The organism is Endozoicomonas sp. Z74 (assembly GCF_057680865.1).
Map to the genome: position 1 here is coordinate 16039 of NZ_JBLYZI010000028.1, position 20175 is coordinate 36213.

A 20175-nucleotide genomic window follows, 5' to 3' on the forward strand; every position below is an offset into this window, starting at 1 on the left:
GCCGCCTTTTTATTGTTCATCTTGGGTGGACGGGTAAAACCCGGATGCTTCTGGCGTTTCAGCCATTTTCACTGGACTGTTACATGAGCATGCTTCGCTCATAGTCGGATGGTTGATCAAAGCTCATAGTGACCTTCGATGGCCCTGCGTGTGATCACGCCACAGTATTCATCAGGTTTTGTAGTTCTTCCCGGCAGTGATTCAACCAGCAAGGCATCCACATGGTGTTGATTCATCATTTGCAGGGCGTCATAGAGAGTGGCCTGCATGCTGATGGTATGGACAGGGATTGTGTCGGATACCGACAACAGGTCCAGGCTGCCCGGGCTGGAATCCGGGTGGGGAGGCTGAAGGGGCAGTTTTCTCGAAGCGAGGATATGGCGGGTTTGACCCTCTTCCTGGATCAGCAGCCACTGCTTCGGATTAGCCACGCAAAGTTCCAGGGCTTCCGGGGTAATGTATTGCCCGGTGATCACCAGCGGGTTTTCCATCAGACTGGCGACGCCGGTTCGATGAAGCAGCTGAGCCAGAGGGGATATCTGAACCTGTTTGCCCATGGCCTTGAATTGCATGGCGAAGATCCCCTGCTGCTGAAACAGCTGGCTGGCCATCAGGCAGGCAATGATGATGGCCAGCATGGCAGGCAGAATAATCTGGGGGTTATGGGTCAGTTCCAGCACCGTGACCAGTGCCGCCAGGGGCGCCTGTAATACGGCTGCCATCATGGCCACCATACCGGTCAGGGCATGAAATGTGACATTGATATCGGGCAGGTTCAACAGCTGTTTTGCCACCATGGCAACCAATGTCCCAGCGGTTGCCCCAAGCATCAGTGAGGGGCCGATGACGCCCCCTGGTACACCAAAGCCTATGACCAGAGCGGTAATAACCAGTTTTATTAACAGCAGAGGCAGCAGAAAACCGACATCCAGTCCGGTTCCGTTCAGTAATGCATCAATGGTGTCATAGCCAATCCCCATGGAGGCTGGCACCAGAAAACCGGCAATGCCCATGAGCAGTCCGGCAGCCATTATTGGTAGAACCACCTGCTGACGGCGCTGGCGCAGGGCGAACAGGTTGATCTGGATAAACAGCGCTGCCAGGGTGCCAATGACCATGGCGGCTACGGCAGAGATAGCCAGTTCTTCCAGGGAGGCCATGGGAATGGGAGGCACGATAAATGCTGGGTCAGGGCCGTAGACCACCTGGGAAAGCACCGATGCTGCCACAGAGGCCGCCATAACAGGAATAAAACTTTCCAGGGAGTATTCTTTCATCACCACTTCCATGGCGAAAATAACACCGGCCATGGGAGTGTTGAATGAGGCGGATATTGCCGCAGCCGCACCACACCCCGCCAGGACTCCCAGGGTGTTTTCCGGCAGCCTCAGTTTCTGACCAAGGTAGCTGCCCGCGCCGGCTCCCATATGAACGGCGGGTCCTTCCCGGCCCACGGAAAAACCACTGCATAAAGCCACCAGGGCTCCCAAGAACTGGGTGATGGTGCTGACCAGAGGCAGACGCCCCCGATTAAACGTCAGTCGCTCAATGACGTGGGCAATGCCAAACGACCTCCGGTCCGGGCGGTTGGCTTTGATTAACAGAGCCAGTAAGACGGCTCCCATAATGGGGGAGAGGAACCGGGCCACGGGGGAGAGAATTTCGACCCCTTCCTGATGAGAAGCCAAACCGGTTTCAGTGAACACCTGTAGAGCGCCCTCACTGAAAAAGACGACCAGTTCCCGGAATAGAATCAATAGTCCGCCGGCAAGCAGTCCGGTCAGTAACCCCATCAGAGTAAGTTGGGGCAGAGCTTCAGCCTGGGCCAGTCGGACCCGGAGCTGGTGCATGGACAGTCGGTTTGAAGGGAGGCGTTTGTTCAGCAAATCTGGCATCCTGCGCTATTGCTATGAAAGTGGATGTTCGAAGTTTACCGGATTGCCATTCCACTTCTCTAGCGGTAAAACACACTGATTGTTTCAGGAGATACCACCTTATGCTATCGGGAATAGTCACCCTATTGCTGTTTACCGTGATCGGTAACCTGTTAAGTGACGGACTGAATTTACCTGTACCCGGGTCTGTGGTGGGACTGATCCTGCTGGTGGTCTATATCCAGTGGCGGGGGGAGATCAGTGAGCCTCTGGATAAGGTCAGCCAATTTTGCATCCGTTATCTGGCGGTACTGTTTATTCCCGGGTGTGTGGGGATGTTTTTTCTCACGGATCTGCTGTTGTCCCAGTGGTTGCCGATTGCGCTGGCGATGCTGGTGGCTACTCCGGTCTCTCTGGTGTTAACGGCCCTGTTGATGCAATGGTTGCTGAAAAGGGCCGGGCAGGCTTTTCCTGTTGAGGAGCGTCACAATGGATGAGTGGATGATGCCGTTTCTCGATTTACTTCACCAGCAACTGAACAACCCCCTGACGATTCTGCTGATCAACCTTGGGGCCTACCTTCTGGCGGAGAAGTTTTTTATCCGGATGGGGCGGAAAGGCTGGCTGCACCCCCTGTTTACCTGTAGTTTCCTGGTGTTCCTGATCATTCGCTACTCTCCCCTGGAGCTTGATCTATACACCGAGTACAGTGAATTGCTGAAGATGCTGTTGGCGCCTTTTACTGTTGCGCTTGCCATCCCTCTGTCCCGCCAGCTTCACCACCTGCGCCAGCTGGCAGGCCCTTTGTTGGGCACGCTGCTGATGGGGGGGGCACTGGCGGTAGCATTGGGAATGGGGCTGGCCTTACTGGCTGGTGGTTCTCCCGATGTGGTGCTTGCCATTTCGACCAAAGCGGTGACCACTGCAGTGGCTCTGGTGATGGGGGAGGAATACGGCGCTATTATTCCGCTGGTGGCGGCGGTAGTGATTATTTCAGGTGTCTATGGTTCACTGGTGGGGCCTTTCTTATGCCAAAAGCTGGGTATTCGGGATCCCCGGGTCATTGGTTTTGCCATGGGGGTCAACGCCCATGCCAGTGGAACGGCCAGGGCATTTGAGCTTGATCTGACCATGGGGGTTTATGCCAGCCTGGGTATGTGCCTTGGGGCTATTTATATGCCGCTGATGGTTCCCTGGCTGATCGCTTTGTTTCTGTAAGCCATTTCCAATGAGGCAATCGGATGTTTGAAAAGGAAGACCTTCTCAAAGTGGCCAATAGCACTATGCCTTTTGGTAAATATAAGGGGTGTCGTTTAATCGATCTGCCAGAGCCCTATCTGCTCTGGTTTTCCGGGAAAGGATTTCCCGAAGGTGAACTTGGGCGGCTGATGGCTCTGACCCTTGAAATACAGATCAATGGACTGAACGAGTTAATTACCCCTCTTAAACAGCCATAGGCACCCTGTGGGATTGATGAAGATCAAGCTCGAATCCCGCCGGAGTGCTTTCATTCATCACAGCAGCAAACAGCATTTTGTTACTGACTCTCAGGCCTTTCTGATAACCCCTGTCCTGCTTCGCCTGAGCTGGTGTTTTTTCATTTTCTCTGACTATACTCCGGGTCTGGCGGGCTTTTGCTGGCGCCCAATCAATAATCAGAAAAGGGGATTCCCATGACGCTGAATGAATTGCTTGATCAGATCAGAAACCGTCCGGAACAGGTTGAGTTTCAGGTTGTGATGGATGTGATTACTGACAGCTATCACTACACCCCGGTTCGTTTTACCAATGGTCTGGGCCGTCTTCAGCAGGTCAATGAGCCGGGTACCAATGAAGGGTCCTGCAAGATTTTAGCTTTTGGCCGGATCCATGATCTGAGTGAGGGTCAGACTCTGGCCTGTTTTGGGCATTTTTACCGGGATGATGTGCTCAAGGATCCCACAGGGCAGGGGCACGGTAATATTCGTGCTTTTATGGTGTCTGGCTGGGAGGGGGTTGTCTTTGATGGAATAGCCCTGATTGAAAAATAAATATTGCATATTTATTCTTTTTTTGTGGAATAATATGCATTGTGGGTGTTCGGTGACAGGCTCCCAGGCATTCGGATAAATAACATCAAAGGTTACGGATACATCAGATGATCAAAGTCGGAATTGTAGGCGGTACTGGCTACACCGGTGCAGAGCTGTTGCGCCTGCTGGCGGTTCACCCGGAGGTTGAACTGAGTGTGATTACTTCCCGCTCTGAAGCGGGGAAAGCCGTCAGTGAACTGTTCCCCGGTTTGAGAGGTCAACTGGACATTGCTTTTTCACAGCCTGACGATCAGTTGCTTGGGGCCTGTGACCTGGTGTTTTTTGCCACGCCTAACGGCATCGCCATGAAGTCTGTGCCGGGTCTGCTTGAAAAGGGCGTGAAAGTCATTGATCTGGCTGCTGATTTCCGGCTCAGTAACCCCAGTGACTGGCAGCAGTGGTATGGGGTTGAGCATGCCTGTCCGGGCATTTTGGACGAGGCGGTCTATGGCTTGCCGGAAATGAATCGAGCCGCCATCTCCCAGGCCCGGCTGGTAGCCAATCCAGGGTGTTATCCAACAGCTGCCCAGCTTGGGCTGTTGCCCCTGGTCAGGGAGGGGCTGGTCAGCGGTACTGTTATTGTGGATGCCAAGTCCGGCGTCAGTGGCGCTGGCCGGGGAGCCAGTGTTGGCAGCCTGATGTGCGAGGTGTCCGAGTCGTTTAAGGCCTATGGTGTTGCGGGTCATCGCCATCTGCCGGAAATCCGCCAGGGTATCTCAAGAATGCCGGGGGCAGGCCAGGCTCCCTTTCAGGGTGAGCTGGTGTTTGTCCCCCACCTGACGCCCATGATCCGCGGAATTCATGCCACTCAGTATTGTACGGTCCAGAACCGAAACATTGATTTGCAGGCTCTGTATGAGCAGACCTATCAGGATGAACCTTTTGTGGATGTTATGCCCGCAGGCAGTCATCCGGAAACCCGTTCAGTTCGTGCATGCAACCAGTGTCGTATTGCTGTGCATCGTCCCCAGGGTGGAGATACCGTGGTTATTCTGTCAGTGATTGATAATCTGGTAAAAGGCGCCGCGGGTCAGGCGGTTCAGAATATGAACATTATGTTTGGGATGGATGAGCTTTGTGGGCTGGATGCTCCGGCGATGATGCCCTGACTGTTCCTTGTGGTGACAGTCTTCGTGATAAGGCTGTCACTTTGTCTATGATGCACTTGTTTTTACCTCTTCAAGCCCCTCCTTGTTATCCATTATTTTATTAGGCTTTGATCGTCTACCTCATGGGGTTTTCATATTTTTGAAGTATTAGCTGTGAATTTAACTTGAAAAGATTCTAAGACCATCTCTGTTTATTCATTAGACTCACTACTTGTAAATGATTCTGTTTATCGTTTGGGTTAGGGGTACGTGATGTCTGTTCAACTTCTTAAACTATCTCAGAAAAATGTATCATTAATAGCGGTACTTACTGGGGCTATGGTTGCCAGCCAGTATGCTGTGGGCGGACCCTTGCCCCGTAGCCCTGAGTGTCAGGGTCGGTTTTCAGAAAACCCTGCTTATCTTGAGATCTGTAACCAATACCCCAAAGGCAAAGTCAAAGTTCTTTCCAAAGAATCTGATCTCTCTACTCAAATTGAACAGGAGCCGGAAGGCTGGTTGTTGATCATTCCTTCCGGAGCCCATTCCCTGACGAAACCTCTGAAAAGTAAGTCTGGCCAGGGGCTTCTGCCTGACAAAGGAGATGGTTTTATCAGGCTGGAACCAACGGGTGCCTATGCCATTGAAGGAGACCTGTTCACGGTCTTTGAAATGGGAGAGAACAGTCGACAGGGTGGAATAGAGATTGATGTTGCTTCCTTCACATCCAGAACGGCATTCACAAATGCCAAAACCAAAGTGCTTATGTACTCGGAGGGGATAAAAAAGTTTGAGGCAACCTGGCTGAAATTAACCGGTTCCGGTGATCTTGATAAGGTGGTTTGGGGAGAGAATGACGATGTCACGGTTTCTGGCCCCGAAGAGGTTTTGCAGCTGATAACTCACAGTTACATTGAGGGGCGGGGAGCAGAAACCACTGTCAAGCTTGAGGTGCCTTTAGTGGATAACCCGGACAAGGTTGAGATGGTCAAGGTCAAGCGGTCTGTGATTACTGTTGGGGGAGGCGGGGACTCGAGGCATCCCAAGCAAGAGGCTCTGCATTTAGTGAATGGTACAGGCGAGGTAGAGCACGCCCATTTAGCTTTTAGAGAGCACACAGGGAGTGGCACACCAGAGCGGGAGCTTCTGCACCTTGAAGATTCGAATGGCATTGCAGTCAAGGAGATGGTTTTTTATTCGGAAGAAAAAAGTAAACGGGAAAAAGACTGGGTGTTGGATCTGGTAAAAAAACAGGCCAGTGAGGTGAAAGTCAGTGTTCTGGTAAATAGCGGAACTGATAAAGCCAATAAGTTGAGGAGCCATGATGACTCAGTAACTGAGGTGACTGGCGATGTCGATGAAAATTATCAGTCAGATGAATTGCTTCCCCTGCCAACAATGGATGACTTTTTCAAAAAGGGGGCTGATGCAGGCAACCAGTTAGCCGATCGTTTTGTGCTGCAAAATATACTGAAAGCTCATGAAGACGCAAATGCAACCAATATCAGTAGCTACTACCAGAAAAAGTGGTTAATGGATGACAGTGTTATTGTATTCAAGACTGGTTCTTCAATCCCCTGCCCTAAGGTAGAGTCGAAAGTGGAGACTGATTACAATGGCTGGATAGCTTTTGGTTCTTTGATAGGTGTCGAGGTGGCCATTTATTTGACGTATGCAGGCATCACTCTTTATCGTGGCGGGAAACCAGTTCCATACTCACTTTTTAAGTAGGTCATCGTTCTATTCATTTTCCGCAGGTATTCAAAGCACTGTTCTGCACAAGGGCTAAATCATTAAGATAGGTGGTACCAAACTCAATCCTGCAAACCTGATCAATGCGTACCATTTTGGTCAGGTTTGACAGGGTTTTGAATGTTCCATAGCACTCCAGTTTCAACCAGTCCTTATCCTGGTCAAGGAGTCGGGCTGCTTCAAACTTCTCGCCCTCCTCAAAGGTGAACAGACCGATTGTATGATAGCGTTTGAAAAGCTCAATCATGGCGTCGTGAAAATTCCGGGATTTCAATAGAACCGGAGTAATCTGGGATTTCTGGAGAGCCAGTTTTTTTATGCACGAATGTTCCCGGTTCCCCCAGAACAGTTCTGCAATCAACTCCGGTTCAAATAAGGTAAATCCTTCACTGCGACCGTCGTTTCCAATCAACTGCATGACGGCCAGCTCCCTGGTGATCGACAGGAAAAAACCGGTGATCTCGGAACCGTCGTGGTCAGACAGCTCCAGTGAGACCAGCTCCTTATCATGGAGCAGTTGTTTTATTTCCTTAATCAGCATGGGAGTGGGCTCAACTAGCTAAGTTGCGGAGCGTCCAGTATAGCCAAGGGCTGACAACGATGAGCTATTTATTGAGAAATGGGTTTGATGGGGCAGGTGGTATTCACTGCTTTCCCTCACCCCAGCCCTCTCCCAAAGGGAGAGGGCGTTTGGCTGTGCCAGCTTTATACAGCACCCTCCCGGAGAGAGAGGGAGTTTGCCGGTGCTAGCGTTATAAAGCCCTCTCCTTCTGGGAGAGGGTTGGGGGAGGGCATCACATGATCAGTCTCGGGCTTTATCGGAGGTCAGTTAAATGCCCTCTGGCTGTGCCGTGTTTTTACGTATTTGGTCATCTGTCGTTTAGAGTAACAATGAACATGCATAAATAATGAATCTTTAAGTCGCGAGGTCTCCATCATGTTCTGCGTACAGTGTGAACAGACAATACGAACACCTGCCGGTAATGGCTGCGCTTACGCCCGGGGGATGTGCGGTAAGACGGCTGAAACATCGGATCTGCAGGATGTGCTGATCTATATGCTTCAGGGGGTTTCCTGGTATGCCCGGCGTGCCCGTGAGTTCAATATTGTCATGGCAGACATTGATGCGTTCGTACCTCGTGCTTTTTTCGCCACCCTGACCAATGTGAATTTTGACTCCAGCCGCATTGTCGCCCTGACCCGGGAAGCCAGTGCGGCCCGTGACCGTTTGCAGGCAGCCTGTGCCAAAAATGGGGTTGACTTATCCGATGCCTCCGGTGCGGCTTTGTTCAAACTGGCGGAATCCATGGAGGGAATGCTGGAGCAGGCACCGGCGATGCTGCCCAACCGGGGGCTTGAAGAGGCAGGGCAAGACATTATAGGTCTGCGGCTGCTGTGCCTGTATGGATTAAAAGGGGCGGCGGCTTATATGGAGCATGCTCGGGTTCTGCACCAGAGTGATGAAAGTATCTATGGGGAGTTTCATCAGCACATGGCCTGGCTGGCGACGGACCCTGAGGATGCCTCGGAACTGCTGGAGTGCGCCATGGCCATCGGGCAGCTGAATTACCGGGTGATGGCCCTGCTGGACAAAGGGGAAACCACCGCCTTTGGTCATCCTGAGCCCAGCCAGGTGAATGTAAAACCGGTGAAGGGCAAGTGCATTCTGGTTTCCGGCCATGATCTGATTGACCTTGAGACGTTGCTCAAGCAGACCGAAGGCAAGGGCATCAATATTTATACCAATGGTGAAATGCTGCCGGCCCATGCCTACCCTGAGCTGAAAAAATACCAGCACCTGGTGGGGAATTATGGCAGTGCCTGGCAGAATCAGCAGCGGGAATTTGCGGACTTTCCCGGCGCCATCCTGATGACATCGAACTGCATTATTGACCCGGAAGTGGGGCATTACAGCGACCGTATTTTTACCCGGAACATTGTCGGCTGGCCAGGAGTGACTCACCTCGAAGGTCATGACTTTTCTGCGGTGATTGACAGGGCACTGGAACTGCCGGGCTTTGAATACGATGAGGTGCCTCACACCATCATGACCGGATTTGCCCGAAATGCCCTGATGGCCGCGGCGCCTGCCGTTATCGAAGGCGTTAAGGGCGGTGATATCAAACACTTCTTCCTGATTGGTGGCTGCGACGGAGATAAGGCTGAACGCTCTTACTACAAAGAGTTCGCGGAATCCGTGCCTCAGGACAGCCTGATCCTGACGCTGGCCTGTGGCAAATTCAAGTTCAATAAGCTGGAGTTTGGCGATATCAATGGTATTCCCCGACTGCTGGACGTTGGGCAGTGCAATGATGCCTACTCTGCCATCCAGCTGGCACTGGCCCTTTCAGAAGCCTTTGAGTGTGAAGTGAATGAGCTGCCTCTTTCCCTGATTCTGTCCTGGTTTGAACAGAAGGCCATCGTTATTCTGCTGACCCTATTGTCCCTGGGCATAAAAAACATTCATGTAGGCCCTACCGCCCCCGCTTTTCTGACGGATAACCTGCTGGGCATTCTGGTGGATACCTTCGACCTGAAACTCACGACAACGGTTGAACAGGATATGAGCGCTATCCTCAACGCCGCCTGATTATTGATGCCAGAAAGTCAGTGGCCTCCCCTCTTGCAGGAGCCGGTGACTGACTTTCTTCAGAAAGCCGTTATTGGCAGAGCTTTATCATGCAGATTTCAGATACATTCCAGCAACTTCCCGGCGCACCGGTCTGGCAGTCGGGAACGGTTGAGCTGATCTGTCAGCAGGTCATTCCCCAGACAGAAAATGTCAGTACGTTTGTCTTTCAGACCAGTCCGCCAGGGCGTTTTCATTATAAGCCAGGGCAGTTTGTCACCCTTCAGATTGAGCTGGATGGAGAGCGGGTCGGCCGCTCTTACACCATGAGTTCCTCCCCTTCCCGTCCTTACTCTCTTGAGCTGACCGTCAAGCGAGTGGAGGGCGGTAGAATGTCCGGCTGGCTTCTGGATCATTTCAAGGCGGGGGATTTGGTTCGGGCAACCGGTCCCGGTGGCGGTTTTAATATTATTGACCTGCCTGCACGACAGCTGCTGTTCCTGAGCTCCAGTTGTGGCATTACACCGATGATGTCCATGAGCCGATGGCTGCTGGACACCCATGCCGATGTGGATATTCACTTTATTCATTGCGGCGCCACCGCCGATGATCTGCTTTTTGTGCCAGAGCTGGCGGCCATGGCAAAGACCCACCGCCATTTCAACGTTGAGTTCGTGGTGGAAGAGAAAGAAGGGTATCTGGACAAAAAGCGACTGAATCAGTCTGTCGCCGATCTGCATCAACGTACGACGTATGTCTGTGGTTCTCCGGAGTTTATGAAAGCGGTCAGAGCAATGCTGTCAGAGAGTGGTTATGACATGAGTCGGTACCACTATGAACAGTTTACGGCGGATCTGGTGGATGCAGAGCTGGAGCAGGAAACAACGGAGGGGGCCAATGAACCCTATCAGATTTCTTTTCGCACCACTGGCCAGCAGGTAACGGCTTATTCTGACAACTCGGTGCTGGATATTCTTGAGGGGCAAGGGGCTCCGGTTATTGCGGCCTGTCGTCAGGGGATCTGTGGTTCCTGCAAGGTTCAGATCCTGGAAGGGGAGGTAGCAAGCACCAGCCAGGTGGCCCTGACACCAGAGGAAATTGACCAGGGGTTTGTGCTGTCCTGTTGTTCGACGCCAAAGTCCGATCTGAGTATTAAGATTTGAGGGTTTCTTGCAGAGGCTGCTTTTTTTCGTGTTTCTCCAATCCGGTTGTTTTTTCCTGGTATCCCTGTGGTCCAGGGGGCTGTAGTTGCCTGGCTTTCAGGGGGGTGATCATGTGGGTGAAACGGCCGTTGAAGAGCCTTGCATCTTTTGGATAATTGTTTTTTTATGGATAAAAACCTTCCGCCAGCGTATCAGTGGAACAGGGTTGTATTCACTGGCTGTGTGGGGGTGGCGATACTTTGAAAAGGAATTCAAACCATGCCTTCTCTGTCCTGTGCCCGCTCCTTTGCCTGCTGTCTTTTTTCCCTTAACCCAGCGTTTGCTTATCCCCTTCTTTCGTTATGGGCGTTTGAGTTGGCATTCGCCCAGATTCCGGATGGGGTGAAAGAGAGGGTTGAGTATGAGGCCCTGGGAAAAAGCCAATGCCTGTCTGAACAGTATGAGGCGATCGATGACCGACTGACTTGTGGGCAGGCCTCCAGTGAAAAAAAGTCAGAGTTCGCTTTCAAGTTCACCCACTCTCTTTTACCGGGAGCGGTGTCCGGTGGTGGTATGAGTCCATGGTTATTGCTGGGGGGTGCCGGGGCAGGCGTTGCAGCTGCTGCCGGGGGTGGTGGCGGAGGAGGGGGGGATGCTAGTGCCCCCGTTACCGAAGAGTTTGTGGCATTTCCGGAGGGCAGTGGTGGCCAGGGGGATATCACCAGCCCGGATTATTATCAGACATCAGAGTACCGGCAGCGTCAGGATCTGGATACGATCCGTGCCAAGGAAGCCTACGCCAATATTGCTGCATTAAATGGCATTAATGGCGCTGTTCAAGGGGGGGAGGGTGTGGTCATTGCCATACTGGATACCGGTGTTGATACTGCCCATGCTGATCTGGACGACAACATTCTCCCTGGCTGCAGTGACTCAGCTTCCTGTCAGACTCATTATGGCGCTTCGGACCCTGATGGTCATGGTACCCATGTGGCAGGTATTGCTGCAGCCAGCAAAGACGCCCGGAGTATGCACGGTGTTGCTTTCAATGCCAGCATTCTGCCCGGTTGCGCTTATGTGGGAGGAGGGTGTTTCGATAGTCCGGTTGGAGACGGGGAGTTGATGTCCTGGTCTGCCAGTCATGGGGCCAGTGTCGCCAATATGAGTTACTCCTACACCCAGGGCCGCCGCTCTAAAGTGGCTTCCGATATTATTGGTGGTGCTCCAGGCTATGACGATGCCCGCTTAAAAGGTTATCTGTTCGGTGCCGTCAGTCAGGATGCTCAAAGTGAGTATCAGAAAGCCAAAATGGCCCTGGAGCAGGGGCTGGTGACTGTGCTGTCTGCAGGTAATTACGACTACCTCCTGATAGGGCACGCTGAAGAAACCGGTCAGCCTTCGGTTATGGCCATGGCGCCCAAAATCTATAGCGACACGGACCTTGCGGAAGATCTTGAGTACCAGTGGCTGACGGTGGTGAACACCGATAATTACGGTGTTATTGCCTCCTCTTCCCATGCCTGTGGCGATGCGGCGGAATTCTGCCTGGCAGCCCCAGGAACCAGCATTACTTCCACCATGCCAGGCAACCAGTATCAGAACCTGTCGGGCACCTCCATGGCGGCACCTCAGGTCTCTGGAGGCTTCGCCCTGGTGGCGGGAGCCTTCCCGGGTCTTGAGTTGCCAGGGGGTAATCCCCATGCGTCGATGTGTGACTCCGGCAGTAGCGATTTTAATCAGAAGCAATGCCACAGCAAGGCGGTGGTGAACCGACTGCTGGTGTCGGCTACAGATATTGGGGCTGAGGGCACTGATCCAGTTTATGGTCGGGGTCTGTTGAACCTTGATGGCGCCACCTCCCTGATTGGAGAGGCCCAGATTCAGACACGGGCCGGTATTGTCCATGACCTGGCTGACAGCCAATTGAATCCCTCTATGGTGGTTGGGGACAGTGTGGCCAAACAGCTGGCGTCGGTTCAATTTACGGCGGTGGACTCCTATGACAAAGCCGGGTTTCAGTATCCTGGCACTGCTCTTCTGGGGGAGGGAGGGAATGAACACCAGGTGGATACGTTGTCGTTCCTGCGCAGAAGTCTGGATGTGGACGCCCTGAGCACAACGGCCATCAGCCCGGATATGCGTTTCAGTGTTTCACGCTCTACATCAGGCGTCTCTCCAAGAGGCCTTCCAGACGGGATTGAAAGTGACCTTTCTTCCAGACGCTATCAGCTCGATGTAGACCTAAACCCTGACACTAGCGTGGCAATAGGGTATGGCCTGCAGCCCGAGCAGGACTTTGCTTTCATGAAGCATTCCAGTCCTGGAGTAAAGGGGTTGGTGGTGAGCCAGGCATTCAATCATCCCTTCTCTCCGTTTATGAATCAGGCTCACAGTGTCCGTTACCGCATGGCGCTGGCTGATAACGCTTTTTTTCAGGTTGGGTTATGGCAGGGGGAGGTCGATGAAAACTTCAACAACCAGCAAGAGGGGATGGACGCCAGCAGTCTATCCATCAGTCTCACTGGTAAGATTGCCCACCGGTTAACAGGGGCATTCAAACTGGGGGGCTTGAACGAACAGGAGTCGTTTCTGGGCACAGGGGGAGCCGGTATCTGGAATACGGATGAAGGCAGTCAGACTTGGATGGCGGGATTTAACCTCAGTTATGAAGTCAGCCCGGAGATTGACTTGCTGCTGAGTTACTACCAACTGGCAACAGAGGCGGGGGAGTCTGAAGGCGGGCTTCAATATACGGATACTCTCAAAGGTAATAGCTTCAGTACCGGGCTACTGGCTGAAGTGGATAGCACCTGGCAATACGGCCTGTTTATCACCCAGCCACTGAGGGTCAGCCAGGGGGAGGCGCTGCTTGAGTTGCCCTATGGGTACCATGGCAGTGAGCTTGCCTACCAGCAGGTGAATATTGACCTGGTTCCCTCCGGAAGACATCTTGAGTATGAGCTGGCAGCCGGATGGCGTTCTGACAGCCTGCCACTGTCGGGTAAAGTCAACCTGATCCGGGTGAGGGACTATGGCAATAGAGCAGGTAATGATGACTGGTTGATGCTATTTAATATCGGCTTGAATTTTTGACAGGAAGTCGGTCTTGCAAAAGAACAGGAGGTTGGGGTGAAAAAGGATTTTGTGCTGAAAATGTATCAATGGATTCTGGCTGGTTTGTTGTCAGGGATTTCAGGGGCGGTTTATCCCAACCCCTCCTTTTATCAGGCCGGTCAGGGAGAGGCTCTGCCTCAGGGAACCCGCACTCTATTTCTTGCTTATCAGCTGGAGCGGACGGGCAGTTTTAATCCAGAGAGTGTTCGCCTGGTTGAATATCATGCAGAGACAGGCAATTATCTGTTCAGGGGAAACATGCCGTTGAAGGATGGCGGTTTTGCCTACAGTGAACTGTTAGAAGTCATGAATGAAATTGCCGTGAAACAGCTCCAGAATCCAATTCCCGGGGATGCCCTGTTACAGGACTATTCATTGATTAACGCCGTGGTTGAAGAGGGTGACCTTGAAAAAGAGCGGGTCTTTTTTGACAGTCATCCTGACCTGGGTGAGCTGGTTCACCACCCCATCTATGGCGCTTTGATCAGCCCGGAGAAATACCCGGCATGGTATCGGAAAAAACTGGCAACGATTCCCAGTCTTGGCAATCTGAGGGGGCTGATCTCCCGGCTGCGTCAATCCCTGGAAACAAAAACCGACCGGGCAGGTGTATTCTATGTTCATTGTGAGGGGGGGCATGACCGTACCGGCGAGGCAATAGCGGCTTATCAGATGCAGTTTCTTTCCAGAAGCTACCAGGAGGCATATCGGGAAGCCAACCAGGTTGCCGGCCGCCCCATCAGTTCATTCAGCCGAAATGGCTTGCAGTGGTATGCGTACTACCTCAGGGATATTCTGGGCATAGCAACGGTTGGGGAAATCAACTGATGATTTCCCGGGCCGGGCAATTCCTCCTCTTCTTTATCTTGTCGTTGACCGTTTTCCCTCACCCCAGCCCTCTCCCAGGGGGAGAGGGAGTTTGGCTGTGCCGACTTTTAAAGCCCCCCTCCCAGAGGGAGTTTGGCTGTGCAAACCTTTAAAGCCCTTCCCCTCTGGGAGAGGGTTTGGGTGATGGCAAAAGCCAGCAAACTTCTGCAACTCCTTTTTTGTTGTAAGGACGCGCTCTCAGCATCGTTCTTCGACAAAGCCCTGCATCGATTTTTTCTATACTGCTTATTCAGTGGGCTGATGTTGTTCTGTGACAGGTGAGTTGAAAATGGAGTGGGTGGTTTCCTGCGATGGTTCGGCCATCGCTTATTCTGTCAGTGGTCAGAAGGTGAACAGTAGTGCCCCTGCTCTGGTGCTGGTTCATGGTACAGGAGGAAATCATGCCCGCTGGGCTCCAGTACTTCCGCTATTTGAGCCTTATTTCCAGGTGTATGCCATTGACCGCCGAGGAAGGGGATCTAACGGGGATGATCGTGACCGCCCCTATTCCATCGATGTTGAGTATCAGGATATTGCAACGCTGATTAACTCAGTCCACCAGGCGGGTGTCGGGATGATTTATCTTCTGGGACACTCATTTGGCAGTATCTGTGCCCTGGAAGCCACCCGGTTCACACCTCATGTGGATCGATTGATTCTGTATGAGCCCCCGGTTTCCGGTCTTGGAGTGCAGGTGTTTCCCCAGGGTTTTTTGAGCCGGCTCGACAGCATGCTGGCCGCAGGTGACCGAAAGGGCGTCGTTTCGGCTTTTCTTCAGGAAGTGGTGAAACTCCCACCTAAGGAGTTTGAAGAATTCAAACAGGGTGATCAGTGGACTGCAGAGCTTGCCGCTGCCCACACCCTGCCCAGGGAACTATACGCAGCGGTGAGCTATGAGTTTGATGAACAGTATTTCAACACAATGAGTACTCCTACTCTATTGCTTTGTGGCAGTGACAGCCTGCCTTTCTTTAAAGTGGCTGCAGAGATGATTGAAACCAGTCTTCCATACAGCCAGCTGAAGGTGCTTGAGGGGCAGCAGCATATGGCCATGGACACGGCTCCTGCCCTTTTTGCCAGGGCAGTCATTGATTTTCTGGTATAACCCCCTGAAGATGGGCGCGATATGACATAAGGAGCTTTACCGTGGAGATGTCCCTGTCCCTTAATGAAACCCGGGTGATTGGTTGTCTGCTGGAAAAGGAAAGTACGACACCGGATCAGTACCCGCTTTCATCAAATGCCCTGACCAATGCCTGCAACCAGAAAAGTAATCGGGACCCGGTTCTTAGCCTGACAGAACAAGAGGTCCTGGCCACCCTGGAAGCCCTGATGAAGGAAAGGCTGGTCAGTGAAGAGAGGGGCTCCCGTGTCAATAAATACAGGCATCGCTTTTGTAATACTGAATTTGGCTCGTTGCAGCTGAGCCCCCAGGAGCGGGCGATTCTCTGTGTGTTGTTTCTAAGGGGACCTCAGACACCGGGAGAGCTTCGCAGTCGCACTGGCAGGCTGGCAGAGTTTACCGATGTCAGTGAGATGGAAAAGGCGCTGCAGGGCATGGCAGATAAAGGATATGTCATGCAGCTTCCTAGGGAGGCAGGCAAGCGGGAAAGTCGTTATGCCCATCTTTTTTCCGGTGAAGTGGAAGTGGTGACCCATGCAGACCTGGCCGCGGATGATAAAGCCCGTATTCAGGAGCTGGAGCATGAGGTAATGGTACTGAAAGCCGAGATTGAGCGACTGAACGGAGAGCTGGGCAGGGCATAAGGAGCCCCATCCGGTTTTCAGGGTATGGGGCTTGTAAACATTGGGGGTGTGGATTGAGGTTCCATCCAAAGATAGACAGAATACAGACCTGTTCACCCAATCACTCATTATTTGACGACAGAATGCAGCTGTTCCGGACTTTGGTCCAGCTTGAAAGCTTCTATGTTCAACCAAATAAATAAAGACTATGCAGCCAGGGGGATGATGACTCTGGTGGGGCTGGTTCTGCTGGTCTGCTCGTGGCAGCGTGCAGGCTTTGGGGCAGGGTGCCCTGTCTCGTCGGCCCCGCACAGTATTGAGGTCTCTCTGTTGGCGCCTGGCGCTTTGCTGGAGACGTCTGCCCAGGAACGTACTGCTTACGGAGAGTGCGAACTCAGCGACCACCTGCTGCAGGTTCAGAGTCAGCTGCTTGAACTGGGTATGCTGCTTTTACCACTGATTATTTTCTTTCTTGTCTGGCCTCGTTTTGCCAGTCCCCCTTTGGTTTCCCGGATGGTTCTGGCTTTTCCACAACGAAGGCCCCATCTGGTGCATTGCATATTCAGGGAATAGGCACTCATTCACAGGTTTACTGAGTGTATACGGCCTTATGGCAGAAAAGCCTGTGGGGTCGTTTGGATTGTGTCTGTATGGAGTTCCCGGCGTTGAATAAAACCGTTAAATCGACAGGGGTGTTTGTGCCTTTTGTCAGTCTGCTGTTATGTTTTTTTGTTTCCATGAAAGTACTGGCCAGTGACGTTACCACGGGCTGGTTAAGTGATCCCAAACATCCTCCTCTCTCGGTTCGATTTATGTTAACGGGGGAAAGTGATCCTGAAGCAAAAACGGTGGAAGGATTGCTGGAGGTCAAGCTGGAAGGGGACTGGAAAACCTATTGGCGAGCGCCCGGAGAAGGAGGGATTGCGCCTTCCCTGGACTGGAGCCGGTCCAGCAATCTGACGGGGCTTGACTGGCAGTGGCCGGTTCCCCGCCGCCATGAGTATCTTGGTGTCCACACCCTTGGGTACAAGGGGCATGTGGTGTTTCCCATGACCCTGCATGTGCAGGATATGAACAGCCCGGTGACGTTTTTGGCGGATTTGACCCTGCCGTCGTGCACCAATATTTGTGTGCTCAATGATTTTTCCCTTCAAGTCCACTTTCATCCCGGTCATCTGCAGGCTTCCCGGGAAGCCATGTACCTCTACAGTCAGGGGCAAGGCCAGGTGCCGGTGGCTTCTGCTTCGTACCAGCTGGCTCAGGCATCCTGGGATCAGGAAGAAGAAAGGGTTGTTATCCAGGTTGTAAGTGACCAGGGATGGCATAAGCCGGATGTATTTGTGGACAGCAGCTCCCGGAGTTTGAGAGACATCTCATTTGGAGTGCCGGACCTTCAAGTGAACGGTACTACCCTCACTGCGTCGTTCAAAGCCAGCAGCTGGCTGGGGCCGGTGGACTTACTTAACAAAACCCTGCCAGTGGTCATCAGTGACCAGGGCCTGGCCGTTAAACTGCAGGCAACCCCTGGCAGTGAAGCGATTGATATCCGCCCAGAAAGAGGCTTGCTGGTCATCATTCTCATCGCCCTGGCCGGTGGCTTGATCCTCAATGTCATGCCCTGTGTACTTCCGGTGCTGGGTATGAAATTGAGCAGTGTGGTGATGGCAAAAGGCCTGGAAAGAACGCAGATTCGACGACAGTTTCTTGCCTCATCCGGGGGGATTCTGGCCTCTTTCTGGCTGCTGGCGGGTTTTCTGGCTGCGCTGAAACTGTCAGGGCAGGCACTGGGCTGGGGGGTACAGTTTCAAAGCCCCTGGTTTATCGGGGGCATGATTCTGGTGACGGGATTGTTTGCGGCCAATATGATGGGGCTGTTTGAAATCCAGCTGCCCGGTTCTGTCCAGACCTGGATGGCCAGCCGTGGTGACAGTTCCTGCCTTGGGCACTTTGTTCAGGGGATGTTTGCAACGTTACTGGCGACCCCCTGCAGTGCACCCTTTCTGGGGACAGCCGTGGCCTTTGCGCTGGGGGCTGGCTTTTCTGAGCTGTTTGCCGTGTTCACGGCACTGGCGGTGGGAATGGCCATGCCCTGGCTGCTGGTGGCTGCATTTCCCCAGCTGGCCGGCCTGCTTCCGAAACCAGGCAAGTGGATGGAGGTCGTTAAAACGTTATTTGGATGGATGATGTTGGCCACCAGTTTCTGGTTAATCAGTCTTATGGCGACGTTTATTGGAACGGTGGCTACGGTGACCTCCGGGCTGGTTTATCTGTTTGCCCTGATCTGGCGGGTTGCCAGAGTGAAAGGTCGCCGCTCGGTGATTCTGACACTGGCCTTTGTCTGTTTTGTGGTGGCCGCTTTTCTGTTAAACCATTTTATCAATGGGCACTTGTCTACAGACCGTCACAGGGCGCTCTATTGGCAGCCACTGAATACCGAGGCTATTGGGGTTGCTGTCAAACAGGGGAAAACGGTATTTGTGGACATTACGGCGAACTGGTGCATTACCTGCAAGGTCAATAAGGTGGGGGTCTTGCAGCAGGACCCTGTGTATACCCGGCTACAGTCCGATGGTGTTGTTCGTATGCAGGGAGACTGGACCCAGCCATCAGAATATGTAACAGGTTTTTTACAGCATTATGGCCGCTTTGGGGTGCCTTTTAATATTGTTTATGGCCCCGGGGCTCCGGAAGGTATTCCATTGCCGGTTATTCTGACCAGGGACGGGGTAATAAGCGCTATAGATCAGGCAAGCAAGGAGGAGCGGGATGAAGGCCCCTGAGGTCAAAGAGGCTGCTGAAACCCGGAAGCGGGCTGACCGTTCAGGGCGTCTCAAACGCTGGGGGCGGGAAGCTCTGGTTATGACTCTGCTCTTGATTGCCATTTCTACAGGGATAGACCTCTGGCGAGGCCGGGAGATGGCCTCCGGAACAATGCCGGAAATGGTGGTGCAGGACTTGAATGGGGAATTGTTTGATGTGAAGGCCATGAGCTATCAGCAACCTGTACTGCTCTATTTCTGGGCCACCTGGTGTTCCGCCTGCCGGTTTGTATCTCCCGCCGTTGACTGGATAAGCCGTGATTATTCAGTGATGTCGGTGGCAGTCTCTTCGGGAGACGGTCAACGGGTATCGTCCTGGATGAGTCATCATGGGTATCAGTTTCCCGTGACCAGTGATAGCAGGGGTAACATTGCCAGAAACTGGGGCGTTTCTGCGACTCCGACGCTGGTGATTATTAAAGACGGGCAGGTGGTGTCCAGCACAACCGGTATTACCACTCCACCCGGTATCTGGTTGAGAATGCTGTTTGCCGGTTAGTATCAAGCGGCAAGCCCGGAAGTTAACAGGCTTGTCCGCTGGTTGTTTTTCTGGAGCCTAAGAATATTTGGCATCAGAAGTGGTACTGAACACCTGCCCCGTAAACGAAGCCTTCAATTTTGGTGGTGCCCTTACCTCTATAGCGGTCAATATTGCCCACCAGCTTGATGGTGTCTGTTAAACGATAACCGGCAGTTAATCCCAGGTAGAGCTCTGAATCGTTTTCTGTCCCTTTTTCTGAACTGTTCACATACTGATAGTCTGCATCCCAGCGCATCAGGCCGGCCTTGAGTGTGACATCAATTTCATTGGTCAGGCTCAATGTGCCGGTCAGGGCGGCGCCATAACTTTTTACTTTGGTATCAATATTGCCGCCAATTTCATAGGACACTTTGCCGAGGTCCTGATAAAACGCCTCAACACCGAAATACTCCATAAATTGATAGCCCGCGTTCAACTTCCATGCGGTAGCCTTGTCATCGCAATAGCTGGCGCCATTGCAGGCATCAATGTCGTAGACGCCATAGCCGACATTGGCTCCTATGTAGGCACCCTGTTCAGCCCAGGTTGCCAGGCTGGTGGTTAAAAGTGCTGCTGCCAGAAAGCTTTGTTTTTTCATTCTTATTCCCTGTG

The 20175-nt window shown here is 52.6% G+C and carries 18 protein-coding genes; 15 read left to right on the forward strand and 3 right to left on the reverse strand.

Features of this window, described 5'->3' with window-relative positions:
• Window positions 1–116 precede the first annotated feature (116 nt).
• Window positions 117–1886 (reverse strand): chloride channel protein, encoded by a 1770-nt coding sequence (locus tag ACNRUY_RS10435; protein ID WP_488111570.1) that lies wholly within the window; start codon window positions 1884–1886, stop codon window positions 117–119.
• A gap of 110 nt (window positions 1887–1996) precedes the next feature.
• Between ACNRUY_RS10435 and ACNRUY_RS10440 the strand changes: the two genes are divergently transcribed.
• The 6 genes from ACNRUY_RS10440 to ACNRUY_RS10465 all read left to right on the forward strand — a co-directional run bounded on the left by ACNRUY_RS10440 (window position 1997) and on the right by ACNRUY_RS10465 (window position 6765).
• Complete coding sequence (locus tag ACNRUY_RS10440; RefSeq protein ID WP_488111571.1) at window positions 1997–2371, forward strand: CidA/LrgA family protein; 375 nt, start codon at window positions 1997–1999, stop codon at window positions 2369–2371.
• Window positions 2364–3092: an LrgB family protein gene (locus tag ACNRUY_RS10445; protein ID WP_488111572.1), complete on the forward strand. Its 729-nt coding sequence runs from the start codon at window positions 2364–2366 to the stop codon at window positions 3090–3092. The genes ACNRUY_RS10440 and ACNRUY_RS10445 overlap by 8 nt, the downstream gene beginning before the upstream one ends.
• Before the next feature lie 23 nt (window positions 3093–3115).
• Window positions 3116–3331, forward strand: coding sequence for a DUF3820 family protein (locus ACNRUY_RS10450; protein ID WP_488111573.1), 216 nt, complete (start codon window positions 3116–3118; stop codon window positions 3329–3331).
• A 216-nt stretch (window positions 3332–3547) separates the two neighbouring features.
• Window positions 3548–3904 (forward strand): HopJ type III effector protein, encoded by a 357-nt coding sequence (locus ACNRUY_RS10455; RefSeq protein ID WP_488111574.1) that lies wholly within the window; start codon window positions 3548–3550, stop codon window positions 3902–3904.
• Window positions 3905–4011: 107 nt separating this feature from the next.
• Complete coding sequence (gene argC, locus ACNRUY_RS10460) at window positions 4012–5055, forward strand: N-acetyl-gamma-glutamyl-phosphate reductase (RefSeq protein ID WP_488111575.1); 1044 nt, start codon at window positions 4012–4014, stop codon at window positions 5053–5055.
• A 252-nt stretch (window positions 5056–5307) separates the two neighbouring features.
• The gene (locus tag ACNRUY_RS10465) at window positions 5308–6765 is read left to right on the forward strand and encodes a hypothetical protein (RefSeq protein WP_488111576.1); all 1458 of its coding nucleotides are present in this window, start codon (window positions 5308–5310) and stop codon (window positions 6763–6765) included.
• A gap of 13 nt (window positions 6766–6778) precedes the next feature.
• Here the strand turns inward: ACNRUY_RS10465 and ACNRUY_RS10470 are convergent, their stop codons facing one another.
• Window positions 6779–7327 (reverse strand): hypothetical protein, encoded by a 549-nt coding sequence (locus tag ACNRUY_RS10470; RefSeq protein ID WP_488111577.1) that lies wholly within the window; start codon window positions 7325–7327, stop codon window positions 6779–6781.
• 396 nt (window positions 7328–7723) lie between these two features.
• On the opposite strand from ACNRUY_RS10470, the gene hcp reads away from it, so the two are divergent.
• From hcp to ACNRUY_RS10515, 9 genes are all read left to right on the forward strand, one after another.
• The gene (gene hcp / locus ACNRUY_RS10475; protein WP_488111578.1) at window positions 7724–9376 is read left to right on the forward strand and encodes a hydroxylamine reductase; all 1653 of its coding nucleotides are present in this window, start codon (window positions 7724–7726) and stop codon (window positions 9374–9376) included.
• 89 nt (window positions 9377–9465) lie between these two features.
• Window positions 9466–10518 (forward strand): FAD-binding oxidoreductase, encoded by a 1053-nt coding sequence (locus tag ACNRUY_RS10480; RefSeq protein ID WP_488111579.1) that lies wholly within the window; start codon window positions 9466–9468, stop codon window positions 10516–10518.
• A 258-nt stretch (window positions 10519–10776) separates the two neighbouring features.
• Window positions 10777–13590 (forward strand): S8 family peptidase, encoded by a 2814-nt coding sequence (locus ACNRUY_RS10485; RefSeq protein WP_488111580.1) that lies wholly within the window; start codon window positions 10777–10779, stop codon window positions 13588–13590.
• 36 nt (window positions 13591–13626) lie between these two features.
• Entirely contained in the window at window positions 13627–14439 is an 813-nt protein-coding gene (locus ACNRUY_RS10490) for a protein-tyrosine phosphatase family protein (RefSeq protein WP_488111581.1), read from the forward strand.
• Window positions 14440–14767: 328 nt separating this feature from the next.
• Window positions 14768–15583, forward strand: coding sequence for an alpha/beta fold hydrolase (locus ACNRUY_RS10495; protein ID WP_488111582.1), 816 nt, complete (start codon window positions 14768–14770; stop codon window positions 15581–15583).
• 47 nt (window positions 15584–15630) lie between these two features.
• Window positions 15631–16245 (forward strand): YceH family protein, encoded by a 615-nt coding sequence (locus ACNRUY_RS10500; RefSeq protein ID WP_488111607.1) that lies wholly within the window; start codon window positions 15631–15633, stop codon window positions 16243–16245.
• A gap of 162 nt (window positions 16246–16407) precedes the next feature.
• A complete protein-coding gene (locus tag ACNRUY_RS10505) occupies window positions 16408–16797 on the forward strand; it encodes a hypothetical protein (RefSeq protein WP_488111583.1) in 390 nt (129 codons plus the stop codon).
• A gap of 23 nt (window positions 16798–16820) precedes the next feature.
• The gene (locus tag ACNRUY_RS10510; protein ID WP_488111584.1) at window positions 16821–19004 is read left to right on the forward strand and encodes a protein-disulfide reductase DsbD family protein; all 2184 of its coding nucleotides are present in this window, start codon (window positions 16821–16823) and stop codon (window positions 19002–19004) included.
• Window positions 18991–19542, forward strand: a complete 552-nt coding sequence (locus ACNRUY_RS10515; protein WP_488111585.1) for a protein disulfide oxidoreductase — start codon at window positions 18991–18993, stop codon at window positions 19540–19542. The genes ACNRUY_RS10510 and ACNRUY_RS10515 overlap by 14 nt, the downstream gene beginning before the upstream one ends.
• A 73-nt stretch (window positions 19543–19615) precedes the next feature.
• Here ACNRUY_RS10515 and ACNRUY_RS10520 read toward each other — a convergent pair whose 3' ends face one another.
• Entirely contained in the window at window positions 19616–20161 is a 546-nt protein-coding gene (locus ACNRUY_RS10520) for a porin family protein (RefSeq protein ID WP_488111586.1), read from the reverse strand.
• Window positions 20162–20175 lie beyond the last annotated feature (14 nt).